General features: G+C 74.4%; 12 protein-coding genes and 1 pseudogene. 9 read left to right on the forward strand and 4 right to left on the reverse strand.

The window, feature by feature from the left end; translation table 11 throughout:
* A partial coding sequence (locus tag GTW08_RS11610; RefSeq protein WP_202417051.1) for a hypothetical protein occupies positions 1-262 on the forward strand: 262 nt, incomplete at its 5' end.
* A 161-nt stretch (positions 263-423) separates the two neighbouring features.
* Entirely contained in the window at positions 424-1,083 is a 660-nt protein-coding gene (locus tag GTW08_RS11615; RefSeq protein WP_073578480.1) for a hypothetical protein, read from the forward strand.
* Here the strand turns inward: GTW08_RS11615 and glgP are convergent.
* Positions 1,080-3,653 carry an alpha-glucan family phosphorylase gene (gene glgP, locus GTW08_RS11620; protein ID WP_073578588.1) on the reverse strand — a complete coding sequence of 858 codons (2,574 nt, stop codon included), beginning with the start codon at positions 3,651-3,653 and terminating at the stop codon, positions 1,080-1,082. The genes GTW08_RS11615 and glgP overlap by 4 nt on opposite strands.
* Before the next feature lie 257 nt (positions 3,654-3,910).
* On the opposite strand from glgP, the gene GTW08_RS11625 reads away from it, so the two are divergent.
* The gene (locus tag GTW08_RS11625) at positions 3,911-5,902 is read left to right on the forward strand and encodes an alpha-1,4-glucan--maltose-1-phosphate maltosyltransferase (protein ID WP_073578589.1); all 1,992 of its coding nucleotides are present in this window, start codon (positions 3,911-3,913) and stop codon (positions 5,900-5,902) included.
* On the opposite strand, the gene treS is transcribed toward GTW08_RS11625, so the two are convergent.
* Entirely contained in the window at positions 5,809-8,211 is a 2,403-nt protein-coding gene (gene treS, locus GTW08_RS11630; RefSeq protein WP_253067478.1) for a maltose alpha-D-glucosyltransferase, read from the reverse strand. The genes GTW08_RS11625 and treS overlap by 94 nt on opposite strands.
* A 394-nt stretch (positions 8,212-8,605) precedes the next feature.
* On the opposite strand from treS, the gene GTW08_RS11635 reads away from it, so the two are divergent.
* The 6 genes from GTW08_RS11635 to glgB all read left to right on the forward strand — a co-directional run bounded on the left by GTW08_RS11635 (position 8,606) and on the right by glgB (position 16,645).
* Positions 8,606-9,961, forward strand: a complete 1,356-nt coding sequence (locus tag GTW08_RS11635) for a maltokinase N-terminal cap-like domain-containing protein (protein WP_253067477.1) — start codon at positions 8,606-8,608, stop codon at positions 9,959-9,961.
* A 168-nt stretch (positions 9,962-10,129) separates the two neighbouring features.
* Positions 10,130-10,777 (forward strand): DedA family protein, encoded by a 648-nt coding sequence (locus GTW08_RS11640; protein ID WP_073578481.1) that lies wholly within the window; start codon positions 10,130-10,132, stop codon positions 10,775-10,777.
* Positions 10,765-12,012: a glycosyltransferase gene (locus GTW08_RS11645; RefSeq protein WP_161151909.1), complete on the forward strand. Its 1,248-nt coding sequence runs from the start codon at positions 10,765-10,767 to the stop codon at positions 12,010-12,012. The genes GTW08_RS11640 and GTW08_RS11645 overlap by 13 nt, the downstream gene beginning before the upstream one ends.
* A complete protein-coding gene (locus GTW08_RS11650; RefSeq protein WP_073578483.1) occupies positions 12,009-12,872 on the forward strand; it encodes an alpha/beta fold hydrolase in 864 nt (287 codons plus the stop codon). Before GTW08_RS11645 ends, GTW08_RS11650 begins: the two co-directional genes overlap by 4 nt.
* Positions 12,869-13,969, forward strand: coding sequence for a glycosyltransferase family 4 protein (locus GTW08_RS32490; protein ID WP_073578484.1), 1,101 nt, complete (start codon positions 12,869-12,871; stop codon positions 13,967-13,969). Before GTW08_RS11650 ends, GTW08_RS32490 begins: the two co-directional genes overlap by 4 nt.
* Before the next feature lie 165 nt (positions 13,970-14,134).
* Positions 14,135-16,645 carry a 1,4-alpha-glucan branching protein GlgB gene (gene glgB, locus GTW08_RS11660; protein WP_237453761.1) on the forward strand — a complete coding sequence of 837 codons (2,511 nt, stop codon included), beginning with the start codon at positions 14,135-14,137 and terminating at the stop codon, positions 16,643-16,645.
* Between the two features lie 123 nt (positions 16,646-16,768).
* Here glgB and GTW08_RS11665 read toward each other — a convergent pair whose 3' ends face one another.
* Together GTW08_RS11665 and GTW08_RS11670 are read right to left on the reverse strand one after the other, a co-directional pair.
* The gene (locus tag GTW08_RS11665) at positions 16,769-18,025 is read right to left on the reverse strand and encodes an MFS transporter (protein WP_083659168.1); all 1,257 of its coding nucleotides are present in this window, start codon (positions 18,023-18,025) and stop codon (positions 16,769-16,771) included.
* 43 nt (positions 18,026-18,068) lie between these two features.
* Positions 18,069-18,624, reverse strand: a pseudogene (locus GTW08_RS11670) (hypothetical protein); the annotation flags it as partial.

The following is an 18,624-nucleotide window of genomic DNA, read 5'->3' on the forward strand; positions in this document are numbered from 1 at the left end:
CGGCAGGGCGAGCTCCACCGGCATCGTCGAGGACCTGACGTGGCAGAGCTGGGGCGGCCCGACCGCCACCGGCACCGGGACGGCCGCCTACGCCGCCCCCGGGCAGCCGCTCGCCGCCGCGACCCGGGAACGGGCGACGGTGGTCGCGGCCGACCCGGGCACCTGCGCCGGGCGTCCGGCCTACCGCACGCTGACCTGGTACTTCCCCCAGCACGGCGAGATCCCCGGTGCCCACACCCCGCTGCCCGTCTGCGGCGACTGACCGCCACACCATTACTGGGCCGGACGGGCGTATTCCGCTCGAACGTGTGACGTACGTCAACACTGCTCCGATACGCCGAGAGCATCTGTCCCCGTGGGACTGGAGTCCACGTGCCCCGAGCGCTCCCCCGCCTTCTCCGTGCCGCCACCGCCGTCGCCGCCGTGGCCACCACCGCTCTGCTCACGACGGCGGCGATCCCCGCCCCGCCGTCACCGCCGGCCGAGGCGCTCACGGCGCCCGGCCCGGTGCAGGCCCTGCAGGTCTCCCCCGTACCCGGCGGCGGCGCCCGCGGCCTCGGCCTGCAGGTGTCCTGGTCCCCGCCCGTCCGGAACGAGGGCGCCCTGCGCACCCACTACGACGTCGAGGTCCGCGACCACGCGGGCGCCGTCCTCCACTCCGCCTCGACCGAGACCACCACCAGCGCCCCGGTGTACGGCGACTACTGCGTCGCGCCGTTCACGGTGTCGGTGCGCGCGGTGAGCCGCGACGTCGACGAGAGCCGGTCCGAGCCGGGGCCCGCCGTCCTCACCACGTACGGCGAGCAGGCCCCGTGCGCCCTCACGATGTCGATCACCGCGGCCCGCGCCGCCGACGGGCGCGTGCACGTGCGTGCCACCCGCGAGGCGCCGGTCGACCCCTTCGTGTCCGGCCCGTGCACGCTCGCGACGGCCGGCCGGGTGCTCTGGTCGGGCACCTGCGGCGGCTACGCCGCCACCCAGGACATCGTGGTCGGCGCGCTGCCCCCGGGACCGCGGGAGCTCACGCTGACCACCGTCGCCCCGCGGGGTGAGCGCACCACGAGCCGGACCACGCTGCGCTAGCCCGCCAGGACGATCCGCCCCAGCTCGACCGACGACGCCAGGTGCGGGTGGTGCGGCAGCACCCGCACCGTGTACCCGGTCAGCCCCGCGTGCGGCAGCGGCACGGCGACCTCCCAGGATCCGTCGCCGCGGTGCTCCATCGCGACGGTCACCGGGTCCGCCAGCTCGTCGGAGGAGTCGACCCGCCCAACGACGGCCTCGACCGTCACGTCCGACGGGTCCAGCCCGGCCAGGTCCACCCCCGCCCGGACGGTCATGGGCGACCCCACGACCGGGGTGTCGGGCAGCCCGGACGCGTCGACACCGGTGATCCGGACGTGGTTCCACGCCTTGTTCAGCCGGGCCCGGAACTGCGCGATGTCGCGGGCGACGGCGTAGTCCGACGCGGCCGCGTCCGCGGCGGCGCGGGCCGCCGGGGTGTACCAGTCCTGCACGTACTCCCGCACCATCCGGGTGGCCTGCACCTTCGGCCGCAGGGTGGTGAGGGTGTGGCGGACCATCTCGACCCAGCGGTGCGGGACACCGTCGACGCGGTCGTAGAACGCCGGGCCGACCTGGGTGGCGATGAGCTCGTAGAGGGCGTTGGCCTCGAGGTCGTCGCGCCGGGTCGGGTCCTCGACGCCGTCGGCGGTGGGGATGGCCCAGCCGTTGGCGCCGTCGTAGAACTCGTCCCACCAGCCGTCGCGGATGGACAGGTTCAGCCCGCCGTTGAGCGCGGACTTCATGCCGGAGGTGCCGCAGGCCTCCAGCGGGCGCAGCGGGTTGTTCAGCCAGACGTCGCAGCCCCAGTAGAGGTAGCGGGCCATCGACATGTCGTAGTCGGGCAGGAAGACGATGCGGTGGCGCACGCCGGCGTCGTCGGCGAAGCGCACGATCTGCTGGATGAGCGCCTTGCCGCCGTCGTCGGCGGGGTGCGACTTCCCCGCGACGACGAGCTGCACCGGCCGGTGCGGGTCGAGCAGCAGGCTGCGGAGCCGGTCGGCGTCGCGCAGCATCAGCGTGAGCCGCTTGTAGGTCGGGACCCGGCGGGCGAAGCCGACCGTGAGCACGTCGCGGTCGAAGACGTGGTCGGTCCAGCCCAGCTCCGGCTCGGACGCACCCCGCTCCAGCCAGGCGGCGCGCACCCGGCGGCGGACCTCGTCGACCAGCCGGGACCGCAGCGTGTTGCGCAGGCCCCACACGTCGGCGTCGGACACCGCGGCGGTGCTGCTGCCGGGCTCCCCGAGCAGCTCGGTGACCTGGTGGGCCTCCCAGGTGGGGCCGTGCACGCCGTTGGTGACCGAGCCGATCGGCACCTCCTCGCGGTCGAACCCGGCCCACAGCCCGCCGAACATCTCCCGCGACACCGTCCCGTGCAGCCGGGAGACACCGTTGGCGCGCTGGGCCAGGCGCAGACCCATGTGCGCCATGTTGAACGTCTCCGGATCCTCCTCGGCGCCGAGCGCGAGGAGCCGGTCGGTCGGCAGGCCCGGCAGCAGCCGGTCGGTGAGGTAGTGCCGCACGAGGTCCAGGCCGAACCGGTCGATGCCGGCGGGCACCGGGGTGTGGGTGGTGAACACCGTGCCCGCGCGGACGGCGGCGAGCGCCTCGTCGAAGTCCAGCCCGCCGGACGACGCGGACGCCGTCGCCGGTCCCGCGCCGTTGGACGACACCGCCGAGCCGGTGCACAGCTCGCGGATCCGCTCGCAGCCGAGGAACCCGGCGTGGCCCTCGTTGGTGTGGAAGACCTCCGGCGTCGGGTGCCCGGTGAGCCGGCAGAACGCGCGGACCGCGCGGACCCCGCCGACACCGATCAGGATCTCCTGCTGGATGCGGTGGTTCTGGTCGCCGCCGTAGAGCCGGTCGGTGACCCCGCGCAGGTCGGCCCCGCCGTCGGAGCCGGCGTTCTCCTCGATGTCGGTGTCGAGCAGCAGCAGCGGGACCCGCCCGACCGCGGCCTGCCAGATCCGCGCGTGCAGCGTGCGGTCCCCCGGCATCGCGACCTCGACGAGCTCCGGCGCGCCGGAGGCGTCGGTGAGCAGCTGCAGCGGCAACCCCTGTGGGTCGATCGCCGGATAGTGCTCGAGCTGCCAGCCGTCGAGCGACAGGGACTGACGGAAGTACCCCGACCGGTACAGCAGCCCCACCGCGACGAGCGGAACGCCCAGGTCCGAGGCGGCCTTCAGGTGGTCGCCGGCGAGCACGCCGAGACCGCCGGAGTAGTTGGGCAGCACCTCCGAGACGCCGAACTCCATCGAGAAGTACGCGACGGCCGACGGCCGGCCCGCGCCGTCGGCCTCGTCGTACCAGCGCGGCTCGGACAGGTAGGCCTCCAGCTCCGCGGCCCGCTCGGCGACCTCGGCGGCGACCGCGTCGTCCGCGGCGAGCTCGGCCAGCCGACCGGTGGGGATCTCGCCGAGCAGGCGGACCGGGTCCTGCCCGCTGGCGTCCCAGGCGTCGGGGTCCAGGGAGGCGAACAGGTCCCGGGTCGGCGCGTGCCAGGTCCACCGCAGGTTCGTCGCCAGTGTCTGCAGCGGCGCGAGCGGAGCGGGGAGCTGGGCACGGACGGTGAAACGACGGAGGGCTCTCACGGCCGCGAGGGTAGCCGGGAACACCGACACGCACGCGGTGTCCCGCCCGGCCGGGACGGGGTCCCACCGGTAGGGTCGCACTGCCGCGGGATCAGTGGGTCCGTGCACGTCGAATCGGTTCCGTCCACATCCGTTCCGATCCGTTCACGCCGATGGTCCCGCGGGTGTGGCGACAGGTGACGTGGCGGCGTCAGACTGACCGTCTCGACTCTGGTGGGACTTCTACCGACGGTGACAATTTCCTGGGGGTGCAGCCGATGACCGGTCGGCTCGGAATCGACGACGTGACCCCGTTCGTGGAGAGCGGAGACCCGGCCAAGGCCGTGGTCGGCGAGGTCGTCCCGATCCGGGCGACCGTGTGGCGGGAGGGACACGACGCCGTCGCGGCGAACGTCGTGTTCACCCCGCTGTCGGCCGACGGGACGCCGGGCGACGCGCAGTACGTGCGGATGCAGCCCGACGGGGTGGGCACCGACCGCTTCGTGGCCTGGGTCCGCCCCGACGCCGAGGGTCGCTGGACCTTCCGCGTCGACGCGTGGAGCGACCCGTGGGCGACCTGGCGCTCGGGTGTGGAGAAGAAGATCGCCGCGGGCCAGACGGCCGAGGAGCTGGCCAACGACCTCGAGGTCGGCGCCCGGCTGCTCGCCAGGGTCGGGCGTCGCCCGGCCGAGAAGGACAGCCGCGACCTGCTGCTCGGTGCCGCGAACACGCTGCGGGACACCGCGCTGCCGCTGCGCGCGCGGGTCGCCCCCGCCCTGTTCGACGCCGTCGTCGCGATCATGACCGAGCGCCCGGTCCGGGAGCTCATCACCCGCGGCCCGGAGCGGACGATCTTCGTCGACCGGCCCCGCGCGCTCTACGGCTCCTGGTACGAGTTCTTCCCGCGCTCCACCGGCGGGCGGGACGAGACCGGCCGGCCGGTGCACGGCACGTTCGCGACGTCGTCGAAGGAGCTCGACCGCGTCGCGCGGATGGGCTTCGACGTCGTCTACCTGCCGCCGATCCACCCGGTCGGCACGGTGCACCGCAAGGGCCGCAACAACTCCACCCACGCCGAGCCGGGCGACGTCGGTTCCCCGTGGGCGATCGGCTCGGCCGCGGGCGGGCACGACGCGATCGACCCCGAGCTGGGCGACTTCGACGACTTCGACGCGTTCGTCGCGCGGGCGAACGAGCTGGGCATGGAGGTCGCGCTCGACCTGGCGCTGCAGTGCGCCCCGGACCACCCGTGGGTCACCGAGCACCCGGAGTGGTTCACCGTCCGCCCGGACGGCACCATCGCCTACGCGGAGAACCCGCCGAAGCGCTACCAGGACATCTACCCGCTGAACTTCGACCGCGACCCGGCGGGCATCTACGCCGAGTGCCTGCGCGTGGTGCTGAAGTGGGTCGAGCACGGGGTGACGATCTTCCGCGTCGACAACCCGCACACCAAGCCGCCGAACTTCTGGCACTGGCTGATCTGGGAGGTCAAGCGGACCCACCCGGAGGTGCTGTTCCTGGCCGAGGCGTTCACCCGCCCGGCCCGGCTGTTCGGGCTCGCGCGGCTGGGCTTCACCCAGTCCTACACGTACTTCACGTGGCGGACGGAGAAGGAGGAGCTCGCCGACTTCGCGACGATGCACGCCGAGCACGCCGACGAGTGCCGTCCGAACCTGTTCACCAACACCCCGGACATCCTGCACGAGTCGCTGCAGACCGGCGGCCCGGCGATGTTCGCGATCCGGGCGACCCTGGCCGCGACGATGGCGCCGACCTGGGGCGTCTACTCCGGCTTCGAGCTCTACGAGGGCACGCCGGTCAAGCCGGGCAGCGAGGAGTACCTCGACTCGGAGAAGTACGAGCTGCGGCCGCGGGACTTCGAGTCCGCCCTGAACCAGGGGCGCTCGCTGGAGCCGTACCTGACCCGGCTCAACGAGATCCGCCGCGCGCACCCGGCGCTGCAGCAGCTGCGCGAGATCCACTTCCACGAGGTGGACAACGAGCACATCATCGCCTTCTCCAAGGTGGACCCGTCCACCGGCGACCAGGTGCTCGTGGTGTGCACGCTGGACTCGCACGCGCCGCAGCAGGGCACCCTCAAGCTGGACATGCCGGCGCTGGGGCTGCGGTACACCGACGTCGTCGAGGTGCACGACGAGGTGTCGGGCGAGACCTACCGCTGGGGCGAGTACAACTTCGTGCGGCTGGTCCCGACCGACCACGTCGCGCACGTGATCACGCTGCCCGCGCAGGCCCCGCTGCTCTGACCCGCCCCGTCCGCCGGGGGCTCCAGGACCACGGCGGTCGCCCGGAACGGGGCCATCCCGATCCGGAACCCGTTGAGGTCGTCGACGGTGCCGACGGTCTCGCCGGAGAACAGGTCGGTGACCGTCGCTCCCGGCGCCAGGTGCTCGGACCGCACGAACGCGTCCACCTGCTCGTCGGCGAAGTTCAGGACGGTCACGCTGGTCCGGTCGTCGTCGAGCAGGTGCACCATCACCAGCAGGCCGCGGTGCGACACGTCCGGCACGTCGACCTGGCGGGCCGTCGCCACCCCGGAGCGCTTGCGCACGGCCAGGATCGCCTGCATCTGGCGGACGAAGCTGGTCTCCTCGGTCAGCTGGTCGGGCAGCGACCCGTAGAGGCTGCGCCCGCGGGGCATGCCCGACGAGGACCTCTCGGCGTCCGGCCGGTGCCCCATCAGATCGTGCGCCGGCCGCGAGATCCACCGGGTGTCCCCGGAGTTCAGCAGGTCCGAGACCGAGTCCGGCGGCAGCGTCAGCATGCCGAGCAGGTCCCAGCCCGACAGCGCGAACACCCCGGGCTGGAAGGCGTTGAACATGACCAGCAGCAGGTGCACCCGCCGGATGCGCTCGACGTCGTCGGGGCCGATGTCGTCGAGCGCGGAGATGCCGAGCGAGGCGGCGATGACGGTCGCGGTGGTGCAGGCGATCCCGTTCGTCGTGAAGATCAGGTTGTAGGGCGCGTCCGCTCCGGTGAGGACGTCGCACAGGTCGCGGCGGATCGTGTCGGCCAGATCCCCGCCGCGCATGTCCTCGCCGCGGAAGTGGAAGAGCTCGTCGGTGTGTCCCGCGGTCCAGTGCACGAGCTCGTAGGTCAGCTCGTCGTGGTTCTGCAGCGCGTGCACCAGCGACGCCGGGTCGACGCCCAGATCCAGCGCGGTGCGCAGGGTCAGCCGCAGGAACTCGGTGTCCGAGGTCGCGAGCGCGTGGTGGTAGGCGGGGCGGTTGATGAAGTCGTAGGACAGGTCCGCGCCCGCCTCGGAGGTGACCTTGATGTCGTCGACGGTCAGGTTCAGCTCCTGGAAGGTGAACCCGCCGACCTTGCGCACCATGCTCGCGATGAGGTGGTTCGCGGCCTCCGACAGCGGGTGCCCCTCGGACCAGCCGGGGTCCCCGGAGCCCGCCTTCTCCACGCCGAGGAAGCCGTTCGCGTCCAGGCGCAGCGCACCCGAGCCGAGGTCGGCCAGCGAGTGCAGGGCGTCGCCGATGACCATCCGCATGCCCGCGAAGGTCGGGTCCAGCCAGTTGACCGACGGCTGGCCGTCCTTGAAGTAGTGCAGGTACACCCAGCGCCGCACGACGCCGTCGACGCCGGTGACCTCGCCGGTCGCCGACCAGTTGGTCTCCTTCACGCCCTCGCGGTAGAAGATGACCCGCTGCAGCCGGCCGACGATGTAGCCGGCCTTCTCCAGTGCCTCCTCGGTCGCGGCGTCGAGGTTGGCCGAGTCCTTCCCCGGCGGCACGTCCGGCAGCATCCCCCAGTCGGACTGCTCGATCTCCACCATGTGGTAGATGCCCGGATAGTCGCCGTAGGCGAGCTCGGCGAGCCGGAAGTCCGGGCCCTTGCCGGTGTGGCCGGGGACGATGTCGTCGATGATCGTGCCGCCGTGCCAGGTGGCGGTCGCGCACATCGCGCGGAACTCGTCCTCGGTGCCGAAGGCCGGGTCGAGCTCGTTGGAGATGCGGTCGAAGTGGCCGTCGACGCTCGGGGTGGGCTGCCAGCCCGAGAGTCCGCCCGCCTTCTTCACCGGCCCGGTGTGGACGCCCTCGATGCCGATCGTCTCGAACGCCTGCCACAGCTCCTCGTTGCCCAGCGCCGCCAGGAACGACTCGCCGGAGGCGGTGATCAGCGAGATCGGGTAGGCGGTGAACCACACCGACGCCGTCTCGACCGCGTGCCGCGGGCCGGGGCTGGCGTAGGGGTTCTGCCACATCGAGCCCTGCCCGGAGAACTGGCGGGCCAGCTCGTCGGCGTGGCCGAGCATCGACTGGGACAGCAGCCACGACACGTAGACCGGGTTCTCCCCCGACGCCGGGCCGTCCTGCGACACCGACCGGCGCCGCACCGTGGACCGCACCCGGGCGCGGTGACGCAGCGTGCGCGGACGCGCCTCGTGGTAGTACTCGGCGAAGTTCACGTCCGGTGGCTCCGGGACGTGCTCGGCCTCGGCGGGCACCGGTTCGACGGCGGCGAGCGGATCGGCCGGTGCGATCCGGGCCTGGGTCTCCGGGATCGTCGGGGGGATGTCGGCCTTCGGCTCTCGCTCGGTCACGCCGCCGGTCCTCCGGTCGCTGTGGGGGGCAGGTCAGGGCAGGTTCTGGGCATGTCCGGCCCACGGTGCGCCCTGCGACGGCGATCCGCACGCGGGCGCGTGCGCACCGTCGCGGGGTACCCGCGGGCACCGCGTCCAGTATGGGTTTCCCGGCACGGGGATGCCGGACAGAGGCGTGATCACCGCCCGTGACCAACGGGTGGTCGATCCGACACGGACAGTACCGCCCACCCGACCTCCTGACCCGGCCGGGTCGGCCTGTCCCGGTTAGGGTTTTCGCCTGCGGGCCCGGGTGGCGCCGACCGGTACCCCGACGTGGTGCGGGCGGTGGCCGCGACCGGTCCGCGGTGGTGTTCACAGGCCGGGCGGACGCCCGGCAGGAGGGGGACGACGCGTGCGGCCGACCGGAGCTTCCGAGGACCTGACGGCGCTCCCGGGTCTGTTGCGCGACTGGCTGCCCGGGCGTCGCTGGTTCGCCGAGAAGGGGCGTCCGCTGACCGGCGTCGCCGTCGCGTCACGGCACCCGCTGCCCGCCGCCGAGGGTGTCACCGGGCTCGAGGTGCTGATCCTCGCGGTGTCCTTCGCCGACGGTCCGGACCGCCACTACCAGCTGCTCCTGGCCCGCGCCCCGCACGCCCCGGCCGGGGCCGCCCCGATCGGCGACCACGACGGGCAGGTCCTCTACGACGGCCTGCACGACGGGCGCGTCACCGCGCTGCTGCTGCGGCTGATCGCCGAGGGCGCGACCGTCGATGACCTGTCGTTCGTGCCCGAGCCGGGCGCAGACCTGCCGCTGACCGAGACCGGCCGCGTCGTCGACGCCGAGCAGTCCAACACCTCCGTCCGCTGGGGCGAGCGCTCCATCCTCAAGGTCTACCGGCGCCTGTCCCCCGGTCTGAACCCCGATCTGGAGCTGCACCGGGCGCTGCGCGCGGCCGGGTCGACGTCGGTCGCGGCGCTGCAGGGCGGGATCGAGGGTGTCCTCGGCGGCGAGCCCGCCACCTTCGCGCTCCTGCAGGAGTTCGCGGCCGGCTCGCACGACGGCTGGGAGCGGGCCACCGCGGCGGTCCGCGACCGGACCGACTTCACCGGCGACGCCCGCGCGCTCGGTGAGGCGCTCGCCGACGTGCACGTCGCGCTGCGCGCCGAGCTCGGCACCTCCGAGGCCGACCCGCGCGAGCTGGCGGCGTACTGGACCCGGCGGTGCGCCGACGTCGCCGACCAGGTGCCGGTGCTCGCCCCGCACGTGCCCGCGATCCGCGCCGTCTACGACGAGGTGGCCGCGCTGGGCGCGCCCGTCGTCGTGCAGCGGGTGCACGGCGATCTGCACCTCGGGCAGACGCTGCGCCGCCCGGACGGGCGTTGGCTGGTCATCGACTTCGAGGGCGAGCCGGCCGCCTCCCCCGAGGAGCGGCGCGCGCCGGACTCCGCGGTGCGCGACGTCGTCGGGATGCTGTTCTCCTTCGACTACGCCGCCTTCCACCACCTGCTGACCCGGTCCGACACGCCCGGGGCAGGTCTCGGTTCGGACACCACCGAGGCACGCCTCGCTCACGACTGGTCGGCCGCGAACCGTGACGCGTTCTGCGCCGGCTACGCCGCCCGCGCCGGCGAGGACCCGCGCGTGCACGCCGCGCTGCTGCGCGCCTACGAGCTGGACAAGGCCGTCTACCAGGTGCTCTACGAGACCCGCAGCCGTCCGACCTGGCTGCCGATCCCGCTCACCGCGATCGCGCGCGGCACCGCTTAGCACGTCCGGGCCGTCGGCGACACCCGGTGGTCACCGGACCTTCCCGCCGACGACGCCGGGGCGACGCCCGACTCCCCGGGCGGCCTGGCGCGGGATCGTGGAATCCTCCCCGACCAGGAGGACACCCACCGTGAGACGACCACCCCCCACCCGGCCCGAGGACCTCTCGTGACCCCGGCCGGTCTGCTCGGTGCGGACGGTCTGGACGGCGTCCTGGGCCTCGTCCAGCGCCCCGACGGGCCCACGCTCGGCGTGACGCTGGCCGTGCTCTTCCTCGGTGTGCTGGTGGAGGGGCCGGTCGTCAGCGTCGTCGCCGGCTCACTCGCGGGCGCCGGGCTGCTCGACTGGTGGGTGGTGTGGCTGGTGGCGTTCGCCGCCGACGTCGTCGCCGACACCGCCTTCTACGTCCTCGGCCGCGGCGGGCGCCGCCCGGCCATCGCTCCGCTGCTGGTCCGGCTGGGTCTGACCGAGCGTCGCTGGGACGCACTGCGCGCGAAGGTGGGGGGCCGTCCGGGCCGGTTGGTGCTGGGCGCGAAACTGGTGGACGTCGGCGCGATCCCCGCGTTCCTGGCCATCGGCCTGGCCGGGGTGTCGTACCGGCGATTCGTGGCCTGGGTGGTCCCGCTGACGGCGGTGCGTTCGGCACTGCTGGTCGGGATCGGCTGGGTGGTCGGGGGCCGGTTCGCCGCGGAGCTGGCCGACCGGCCGTGGATCATCGTGGCGGTGGGGCTGGGCGTGGGCCTGGTGCTCGTGGCCGGGCGCGCGCTGTGGGTGCGTGCCAGGACCTCGCGGAAGGAGAACGTGTGCGCGTCCTGATCGGGGCCGACACCTGGGCACCGGACGTCAACGGGGCCAGCTACGCCGGACAGCGGCTGGCGGCCGAGCTCGCCGCCCGCGGGCACGAGGTGCACGTGGTCGCACCGTCGCGCGGCCTGCGCAGCCTCCCGCCGCGCCGGGTCGGGCCGGTGACCGAACACCGGGTCCGCTCCTGCCGCGTCCCCAAGCCGCCGGACTTCCGGCTCTGCCCGCCGCCCGGGCTGCGCCGGACCTGCCGCGCGATCCTGCGCCGGGTCCGGCCCGACGTCGTGCACGTGCAGAGCCACATGGTGCTGGGGCGGATGCTGCTCACCGCGGCCGCCGACCTCGGCGTCCCGTCGATGGCGACCACGCACATGATCCCGGAGAACATCATCCCGGCGATCAGCTTCCTGCACCTGCCGGAGTCCGGGCTCAAGAAGCTGTTCTGGTGGGACGCGGTGCGCGTGCTCAGCCGGGCCGGGCTGGTCACCGCACCCACCCCGCTGGCCGCGTCGATGGCCGAGCAGGGCGGCGTCCCCGGCCCGGTGCTGCCCGTGTCCAACGGCCTGGACCTGGGCCGCTTCCGGCCCGACACCACCGGTCGCGGGCCCGCGTTCCGCGCCCGGCACGGCATCGCCGAGGGGGTGCCGCTGGTCGGCTTCGTCGGGCGGCTGGACCGGGAGAAGCACGTCGACGAGCTGGTCCGCGCCACCGCGCTGCTGCGTGCCGGTGCCGTGCCCGACGCGCAGCTGGTCGTCGTCGGCGACGGCGAGGAGCGGGCCCGGCTGGGCGCCCTGGTCCGCGCCGAGCACCTGGAGCACGCGGTCACGTTCACCGGCCGGCTCACCGACGACGAGATCCCCGACGTCTACCCGGCCCTGGACGTGTTCGTGAACGCCGGCACCGCCGAGCTGCAGAGCCTGGTGACGCTGGAGGCGATGGCGACCGGGAAGCCGGTCGTCGCCGTCGACGCGGGTGCGCTGCCGCACCTGGCCCGCCCCGGGGTGAACGGCTGGCGCTACCCCCACGGCGACGTCGCCGCGCTCGCCGACCGGCTGGCCCGGGTGCTCGACGACCCCGACGGCGCGGCCGAGCTGGGGGCAGCGAGCCTGCAGATCGCCTCCGAGCACTCACTGGCGACCACGGTGGACACCTTCGAGGAGCTGTACCGGACGAAGGCCCGCCCGGTCGTGCCGGTGCGCGCGTTCCGCTCGGCACGCCGCGCCCGCCGGCACGCGGACACCCGGCGGTGACCGCGACGCCGTCGCCCGCCCTCGCGGTGGCCTCTCCCGTGCACGTCGTCGACGGCGCGCCCACCGTCGTGCACACCCTCGGGGACCCGGACGGGGCGCCGGTGCTGGCGCTGCACGGGCTGCGCGGCAGCCACCACGGGCTCGCGCCGCTGGCGTCGCGACTGGCCGGGTACCGCGTCGTCGTGCCGGACCTGCCCGGGTTCGGGGCGTCGCCGGCGTTCACCGACCGCACCCACGACGTCGACGGCTACGCCCGCTGGGCCTCGGCGCTGCTCGCCGACCTCGGCCCGGACACGGTGCTGCTGGGGCACTCGTTCGGGTCGATCGTGGCCGCGGCCGTCTGCGCCGCCGCCGCGACCACCCCGCGGGCGCTGGTCCTGGTCAACCCGATCGCCGAGCCCGCCTCGGACGCCGGCGGCGTCACCGGCCTCGGGACGGCCGCCACCGCGCTGCTGCACTCCGGTGCCGCCCGGCTCGGCCTCGACGGCCTGCTGCGCCACCGGCTGCTCGCGGACGCCGCGACCGTCTCCATGACCACCACCCGCGACCCGCTGCTGCGTCACTGGATCTCCGACGAGCACCGCGCCCACTTCGGCACCTTCGCCACGACGGCGTCGCTGCTGGAGTGCCTCCGCGCCGCCGGTTCCGGCTCGGTGCGCCCCTGGGCGCCCCGGATCACGGTGCCGACACTGCTGCTGGCCGGGGCCCGCGACCGGGTCGCCCCACCGGCCGGGCAGCACGCGCTCGCCGCCGCCTTCGCCGACGCCCGGCTGGTCCTGCTGCCGCGTACCGGCCACCTCCTGCACTACGAGGCCCCCGCGTGGGCGGCCCGCGAGATCCGGGGTTTCGTGGCGCGGTGAGGGTGCTCGTCGACTGCCGCTACATCCGTCCCGGACGCCCGGACGGCATCGGCCGCTACACCACCGGGCTGGTCCGCGCGCTGGACCGGATCGCCCCGGTGGAGCTGCTGGTGTCCGACCCGCGCCAGCGCGACGGGCTGCCCGACCGGCCCGCGCACACCCTGCCCGCCCCGACCGGGGCCGGGGAGCCGCTGGTCGCGCGGCGGGTGAACCGGATCGTCGCCGGGTCACCCGATGCGGTCGTCTTCAGCCCGATGCAGACGATGGGCACGCTCGGACGCCGCTACGCGGTGGTGCTCACCGTGCACGACCTCATCTACTACCGGCACCCGGCGCCGCCGCCGTGGCTGCCCGCGCCGGTGCGGGCGGTGTGGCGGGCCTACCACCTGTCGTGGTGGCCGCAGCGACTGCTGCTGGCCGGCGCCGACGCCGTCGCATGCGTGTCCGGCGCGACCGCGGGCCTGATCGCGGCGCACCGGCTGTCCCGCCGCGAGGTCGCCGTCGTCCCGGACGCCACCGACTTCCACCTGCCGCCCGGCACGCCGACGCGGTCCCGGCCGCCGGGGAACCGGATCGTCTACGCCGGGTCGTTCATGCCCTACAAGGACGTCGCGACCCTGGCCCGGGCCGCGGCCCGGCTGCCCGGCCACGAGCTCCACCTGGTCTCCCCCGTCCCGCCCGGGGTGCGCACGGAGCTGGAGCGGCTCGCCGCGCCGGCCCGGCCGGTGTTCCACGACGGCGTCGACGACGACGGCTACCGCGCCCTGCTCGACGGCGCCACCGCGCTGGTCTCCGCCTCCCGCGACGAGGGGTTCGGGCTCCCGGTGCTGGAGGCCATGGCGCGGGGCTGCCCCGTCGTCGTCACCGACATCCCGGCCTTCCGCGAGGTCGCGGGCGACGCCGGGGTGTTCGTCGCGCCGGGCGACGACGCCGGGTTCGCCGCCGCCGTGCGCGCGCTGGACACGACGTGGACGCAGCGCTCCGACGCGGTGCGCGCCCGGGCCGCCGAGCAGACCTGGGACGGCGCCGCCGGCGCGCTGCAGGCGGTCCTGGAACGGGCGCTGGCCCGTCACCGGCGCCGGCGCGGGCGGGGATGACGCGCCCCCGCTCACGCTCGACTGCGATCCGGCAACACTGTGCGACCGCGCGCGGCGGGCGTTCGTCACCCGCAGTACGGTTCCGCAGTGACCTCCGAGGAGACCCGAGCGACCCGCTCCGAGACCGATGCGTACGCACCGGACCAGGCGACGACCGACCGGCTCCTGGGCGGTGCCCACCACGACCCCCACTCGGTGCTCGGCGCGCATCCGCACGTCGACGGCACCGTGGTCCGTGTCCTGCGGCCGCACGCCGTCTCGGTGGCGGTGCTGCCCAACGGTGACCGCGCGCAGGCCTGCGAGCTGACCAGGGTGCACGACGCCGGACTGTTCTCCGGCCTCGTCCCCGGCTCCGGCGGCGACTACCGGCTGCTCGTGACCTACGGCGACGGCGCCGGCGGCACGACCGAGCAGACGGTCGACGACCCGTACCGCTGGCTGCCGACGCTCGGCGACATGGACCTGCACCTCATCGGCGAGGGACGGCACGAACGCCTGTGGGACGTCCTCGGCGCACACGTCCGGGACTACGACACCCCCTCCGGCCCGGTCGCCGGGACCAGCTTCGCCGTCTGGGCGCCGAACGCCCGCGGTGTGCGGGTCACCGGTGACTTCGACGGCTGGGCCGGCTGGACGCTGCCGATGCGCTCGCTGGGCAGCTCCGGGGTCTGGGAGGTGTTCCTGCCCGGCGTCGGCGTCGGCGACCGCTACAAGTTCCGCATCCTGGGCCCCGACGGCCGGTGGCGGGACAAGGCCGACCCGATGGCCTTCGCCACCGAGATCCCGCCGCAGACGGCGTCGGTCGTGACCCGCGACGTCCACGAGTGGACCGACGACGCGTGGATGGCCGACCGCGCGCAGCGCCGACCGCACGCGGAACCGATGAGCGTCTACGAGATGCACCTCGGTTCCTGGGTGCCGGGGCTGGACTACCGCGAGATCGCCGAGCGGCTGGTGGCCTACCTGGACACCACCGGGTTCACCCACGTCGAGCTGCTGCCGGTGGCCGAGCACCCGTTCGGCGGGTCCTGGGGCTACCAGGTGACCTCGTACTTCGCCCCGACCTCGCGGTTCGGCACGCCCGACGACTTCCGGTACTTCGTCGACCGGCTGCACCGCGCGGGCTACGGCGTGATCGTCGACTGGGTGCCCGCGCACTTCCCGCGCGACGAGTGGGCGCTGGCCCGCTTCGACGGCACGGCCTGCTACGAGCACGCCGACCCGCGCCGCGGCGAGCAGCCCGACTGGGGCACGCTCGTGTTCGACTTCGGCCGCAACGAGGTGCGCAACTTCCTCGTCGCGAACGCGCTGTACTGGCTCGAGTCGTTCCACATCGACGGCCTGCGCGTCGACGCGGTCGCCTCGATGCTCTACCTGGACTACTCCCGTGCCGACGGCCAGTGGCTGCCCAACGTCCACGGCGGCCGGGAGAACCTCGACGCGGTGGCGTTCCTGCAGGAGATGAACGCGACGGTCTACCGGGAGCACCCGGGAGTCGTCACGATCGCCGAGGAGTCCACCGCCTGGCCGGGCGTCACCCGGCCCACCTACATGGGCGGTCTCGGGTTCGGGCTCAAGTGGAACATGGGCTGGATGCACGACACGCTCGACTACACCGGGCGCGACCCCATCCATCGCAGCTACCACCACAACCAGATGACCTTCTCGCTGATGTACGCGTTCAGCGAGAACTACGTGCTGCCGATCAGCCACGACGAGGTCGTGCACGGCAAGGGGTCGCTGTGGACCCGGATGCCCGGCGACGACTGGAACAAGGCCGCCGGGGTCCGCGCACTGCTGGCCTACATGTGGGCGCACCCGGGCAAGCAGCTGCTGTTCATGGGCGGCGAGTTCGGGCAACCGCGCGAGTGGTCCGAGCAGCGGTCGCTGGACTGGCACCTGCAGAGTGACGACCCGCTGCACGGCGGGATCACCACCCTCGTCGGGGACCTGAACCGGACCTACCGCGCGCAGTCCGCACTGTGGTCGCGCGACACCACCCCGGACGGCTTCGGCTGGATCGACGCCAACGACGCGCAGGGCAACGTGTTCTCGTTCCTGCGCCACGGCGTCGACGCCGAGGGCCGCGCCACCGTGCTGGCCTGCGTCGCGAACTTCTCCGGCTCCCCCCGCGAGGACTACCGGGTGGGGCTGCCGTTCGCCGGGAACTGGACCGAGGTCGTCAACACCGACGCGTCGGCCTACGGCGGGTCCGGGGTGGGCAACCTCGGGCGGGTCAGGGGCGAGCAGGTCATGTGGCACGGCCAGCCCGCCTCGGCGGTGCTGCGGCTCCCGCCGTCGGGTGTGCTGTGGCTGGTGCCGGAGGAGACCGGCGGCCCGGTGCTGTCCGCCCCGACGCAGGAGGCGGCCCCGGCCGCGACGGTCCCGCCGCCGCTGCCGGCCGCCGCGCTGCCCGACGAGCCGGAGGACACCGACGTCGAGGCGCCGGTGACCCCGGACGACGACCTGCGGGTCTCCGCCGCCCCGGCGGACCCGGCCGACCTCGTCGACCCGGGGCCGGACGACTCCGGTGACGTCCCGGACGCCGGTCAGGTGTCCACCTCGGTCGCGCCCGCACCCGGCACCGTCGGTGTCCGGGCGGTGCGCACCGGGACGTTCGTCAACGGGAGCTCCGGGACGGGCGCGTCGGACACCGGGACCACCGCGGGCGACTGATCTCCGCCGTGCGACCGGTCCGGCCCCTCGCCGGGCCGGTCGCGGGCAGGCGGACGGTCGCCGTCGACCGGTGACCTGCGCGACGGCTCGTCGTCGGGGCCCATCCAGACGCGCGCCATCGGCTCACCCCGTCACGCGCCGGTCGCCGGGTACGGCCAGTACCGCCAGGGCCCCCAGCGCGGCGACCGCCCCGAACGCGAAGAAGCCCCACGGGTAGGCGAGGCCCGCAGTGAGCAGCACACCGCCGAGGAGGGGCCCGCAGATCGCGCCGAGCCGGCCGATCCCGCTGGCCGCCCCGAGCGCCGAGGCCCGCGCGTGGTCCGGGTAGTGCCGGCTGACGAACGCGTAGACCAGCACCTGCGAGCTGAACACGAACACGCCCGCGAGCAGGACGCTCACGTAGATCCCGCCGCCGGGCAGCGGCACCGCGAGCAGCGCCAGGAAGACCGCGCCCGCGACGAACCAGCCGACCGTCGCCGTGCGCAGCCCGATCCGGTCGGCGACCCGGCCCGCGACGAGCAGACCGACGATCGCGCCGACGTTCAGCACGAGCAGCTGGGCCAGCGCCGCGTCGAGCCCGTACCCGGCGACCCGCATGATCTGCGGCAGCCAGGTGTTGAGGCCGTACACCAGCAGCAGCCCCATGAACGAGGCGACCCAGAACGCGACCGATGAGCGCAGGTAGCCGTCGCGGACGAGCTGGGCGACCGGGTTGCGCGACCGTGGCCCGGCCGGTGCGGCCGTCGCGCGGGCCTCGGCGGGCAGCGTGTCCGGCAGGTACCGGGCCAGCAGCGGGACCAGCACGATCGCCGGGAGCGCACCGAGCACGAACATGGGCCGCCAGCCCCAGACCGGGATGACCAGGATCCCGAGCAGCGAGGTCGCGACGGCTCCGACGTGGTAGCCGGTCATCAGGGTCGTGGTCGCGCTGCCGCCGCGCCCGGGTCCGCTGTGCTCGTTCACCATCGCCAGCGCCACCGGCAGCACCCCGCCCAGGCCGAGCCCGGCCAGGAAGCGCAGTGCGCCGAACGTCCACGGGCCGGTCGCGACCGCGCACAGCAGCGTCAGCACGGAGAACGCGACGACGGTCGCCAGCATCGCCCGGCGCCGTCCGACGAGGTCGGCGAGCGGGCCCGCGGAGAGGGCGCCGGCCATCACACCGAGCAGCCCGGCGGTGGACACCAGCGACGCCGTCGCCGGGGTCAGGCCCCAGGCGGGCTCCTCCAGCAGCGACGGCAGCACGACGCCGAGCACCACCAGGTCGAAGCCCTCGAGCGCCACCGCCGCCCAGCACAGTGGGGCCACCCAGCCCCCGTGGCGGACGGCGCCGGGGGCGGTGGTGGGTCCGCGGGCGGGGTCGGGCCGTGACGTCTGCGCCATCCGGGAGCCTCCTTGCGTCTCGGGTGGCGCGGAGTCTGGACCGTCAGGCCGGTGCGCGGGCCGACTCTTCCGCAGAGCGGAAGGACCCGCCGGGGACCGGTCCGGTCGCCGGACGCAGCAGTGACCACCATGTCACCAGGAGCACCGCCGTGTAGAGCGCCCGCCCGAGCGGGGTCGCCCAGCCGCCGTCGGCCCACAGGTCCGACCAGCTCACCGGGACGACGGCGAGACACCCGATCGCGACGACGACCCGGCGGCGGGTGTCCCCCGCCTCCCCGGACGCGACGAGCGCCAGCAGCCCGGGCACGAGCAGCAGCAGGTAGTTGTGCCACGCGATCGGCGCGGCCAGCAGACCGGTGGCGAGCACCGCGAACAGCGCCGTCCCGCCCGGGTCGGTGCCCACGGCCGGGCCGGCTCCGTGCCGGCGGGTACGCCGCCCGAGGTGGACGAGCGTGCCGGCCGCGACCGCCGCGCCCACGAGGGCCCCGACGACGGTCGGGATCCCCCAACGCAACGCCTGGCCCGGGAGCGACGCGTTGTCCGGGGTGGGGCCGACCGGCTCGGCCAGCGCCATCGCCAGCCACTGGAACGCCGTCGGC

Origin of the sequence: Pseudonocardia sp. SID8383 (assembly GCF_009864975.1) — a bacterium.
Taxonomy (GTDB): Bacteria; Actinomycetota; Actinomycetes; order Mycobacteriales; family Pseudonocardiaceae; genus Pseudonocardia; species Pseudonocardia alni.

Coding starts and splice junctions, on each gene's coding strand:
- GTW08_RS11665 (WP_083659168.1), bottom strand. CDS start 18,025: ATGGCGCAGACGTCACGGCCCGACCCCGCCCGCGGACCCACCACCGCC.
- GTW08_RS11625 (WP_073578589.1), top strand. CDS start 3,911: ATGACCGGTCGGCTCGGAATCGACGACGTGACCCCGTTCGTGGAGAGC.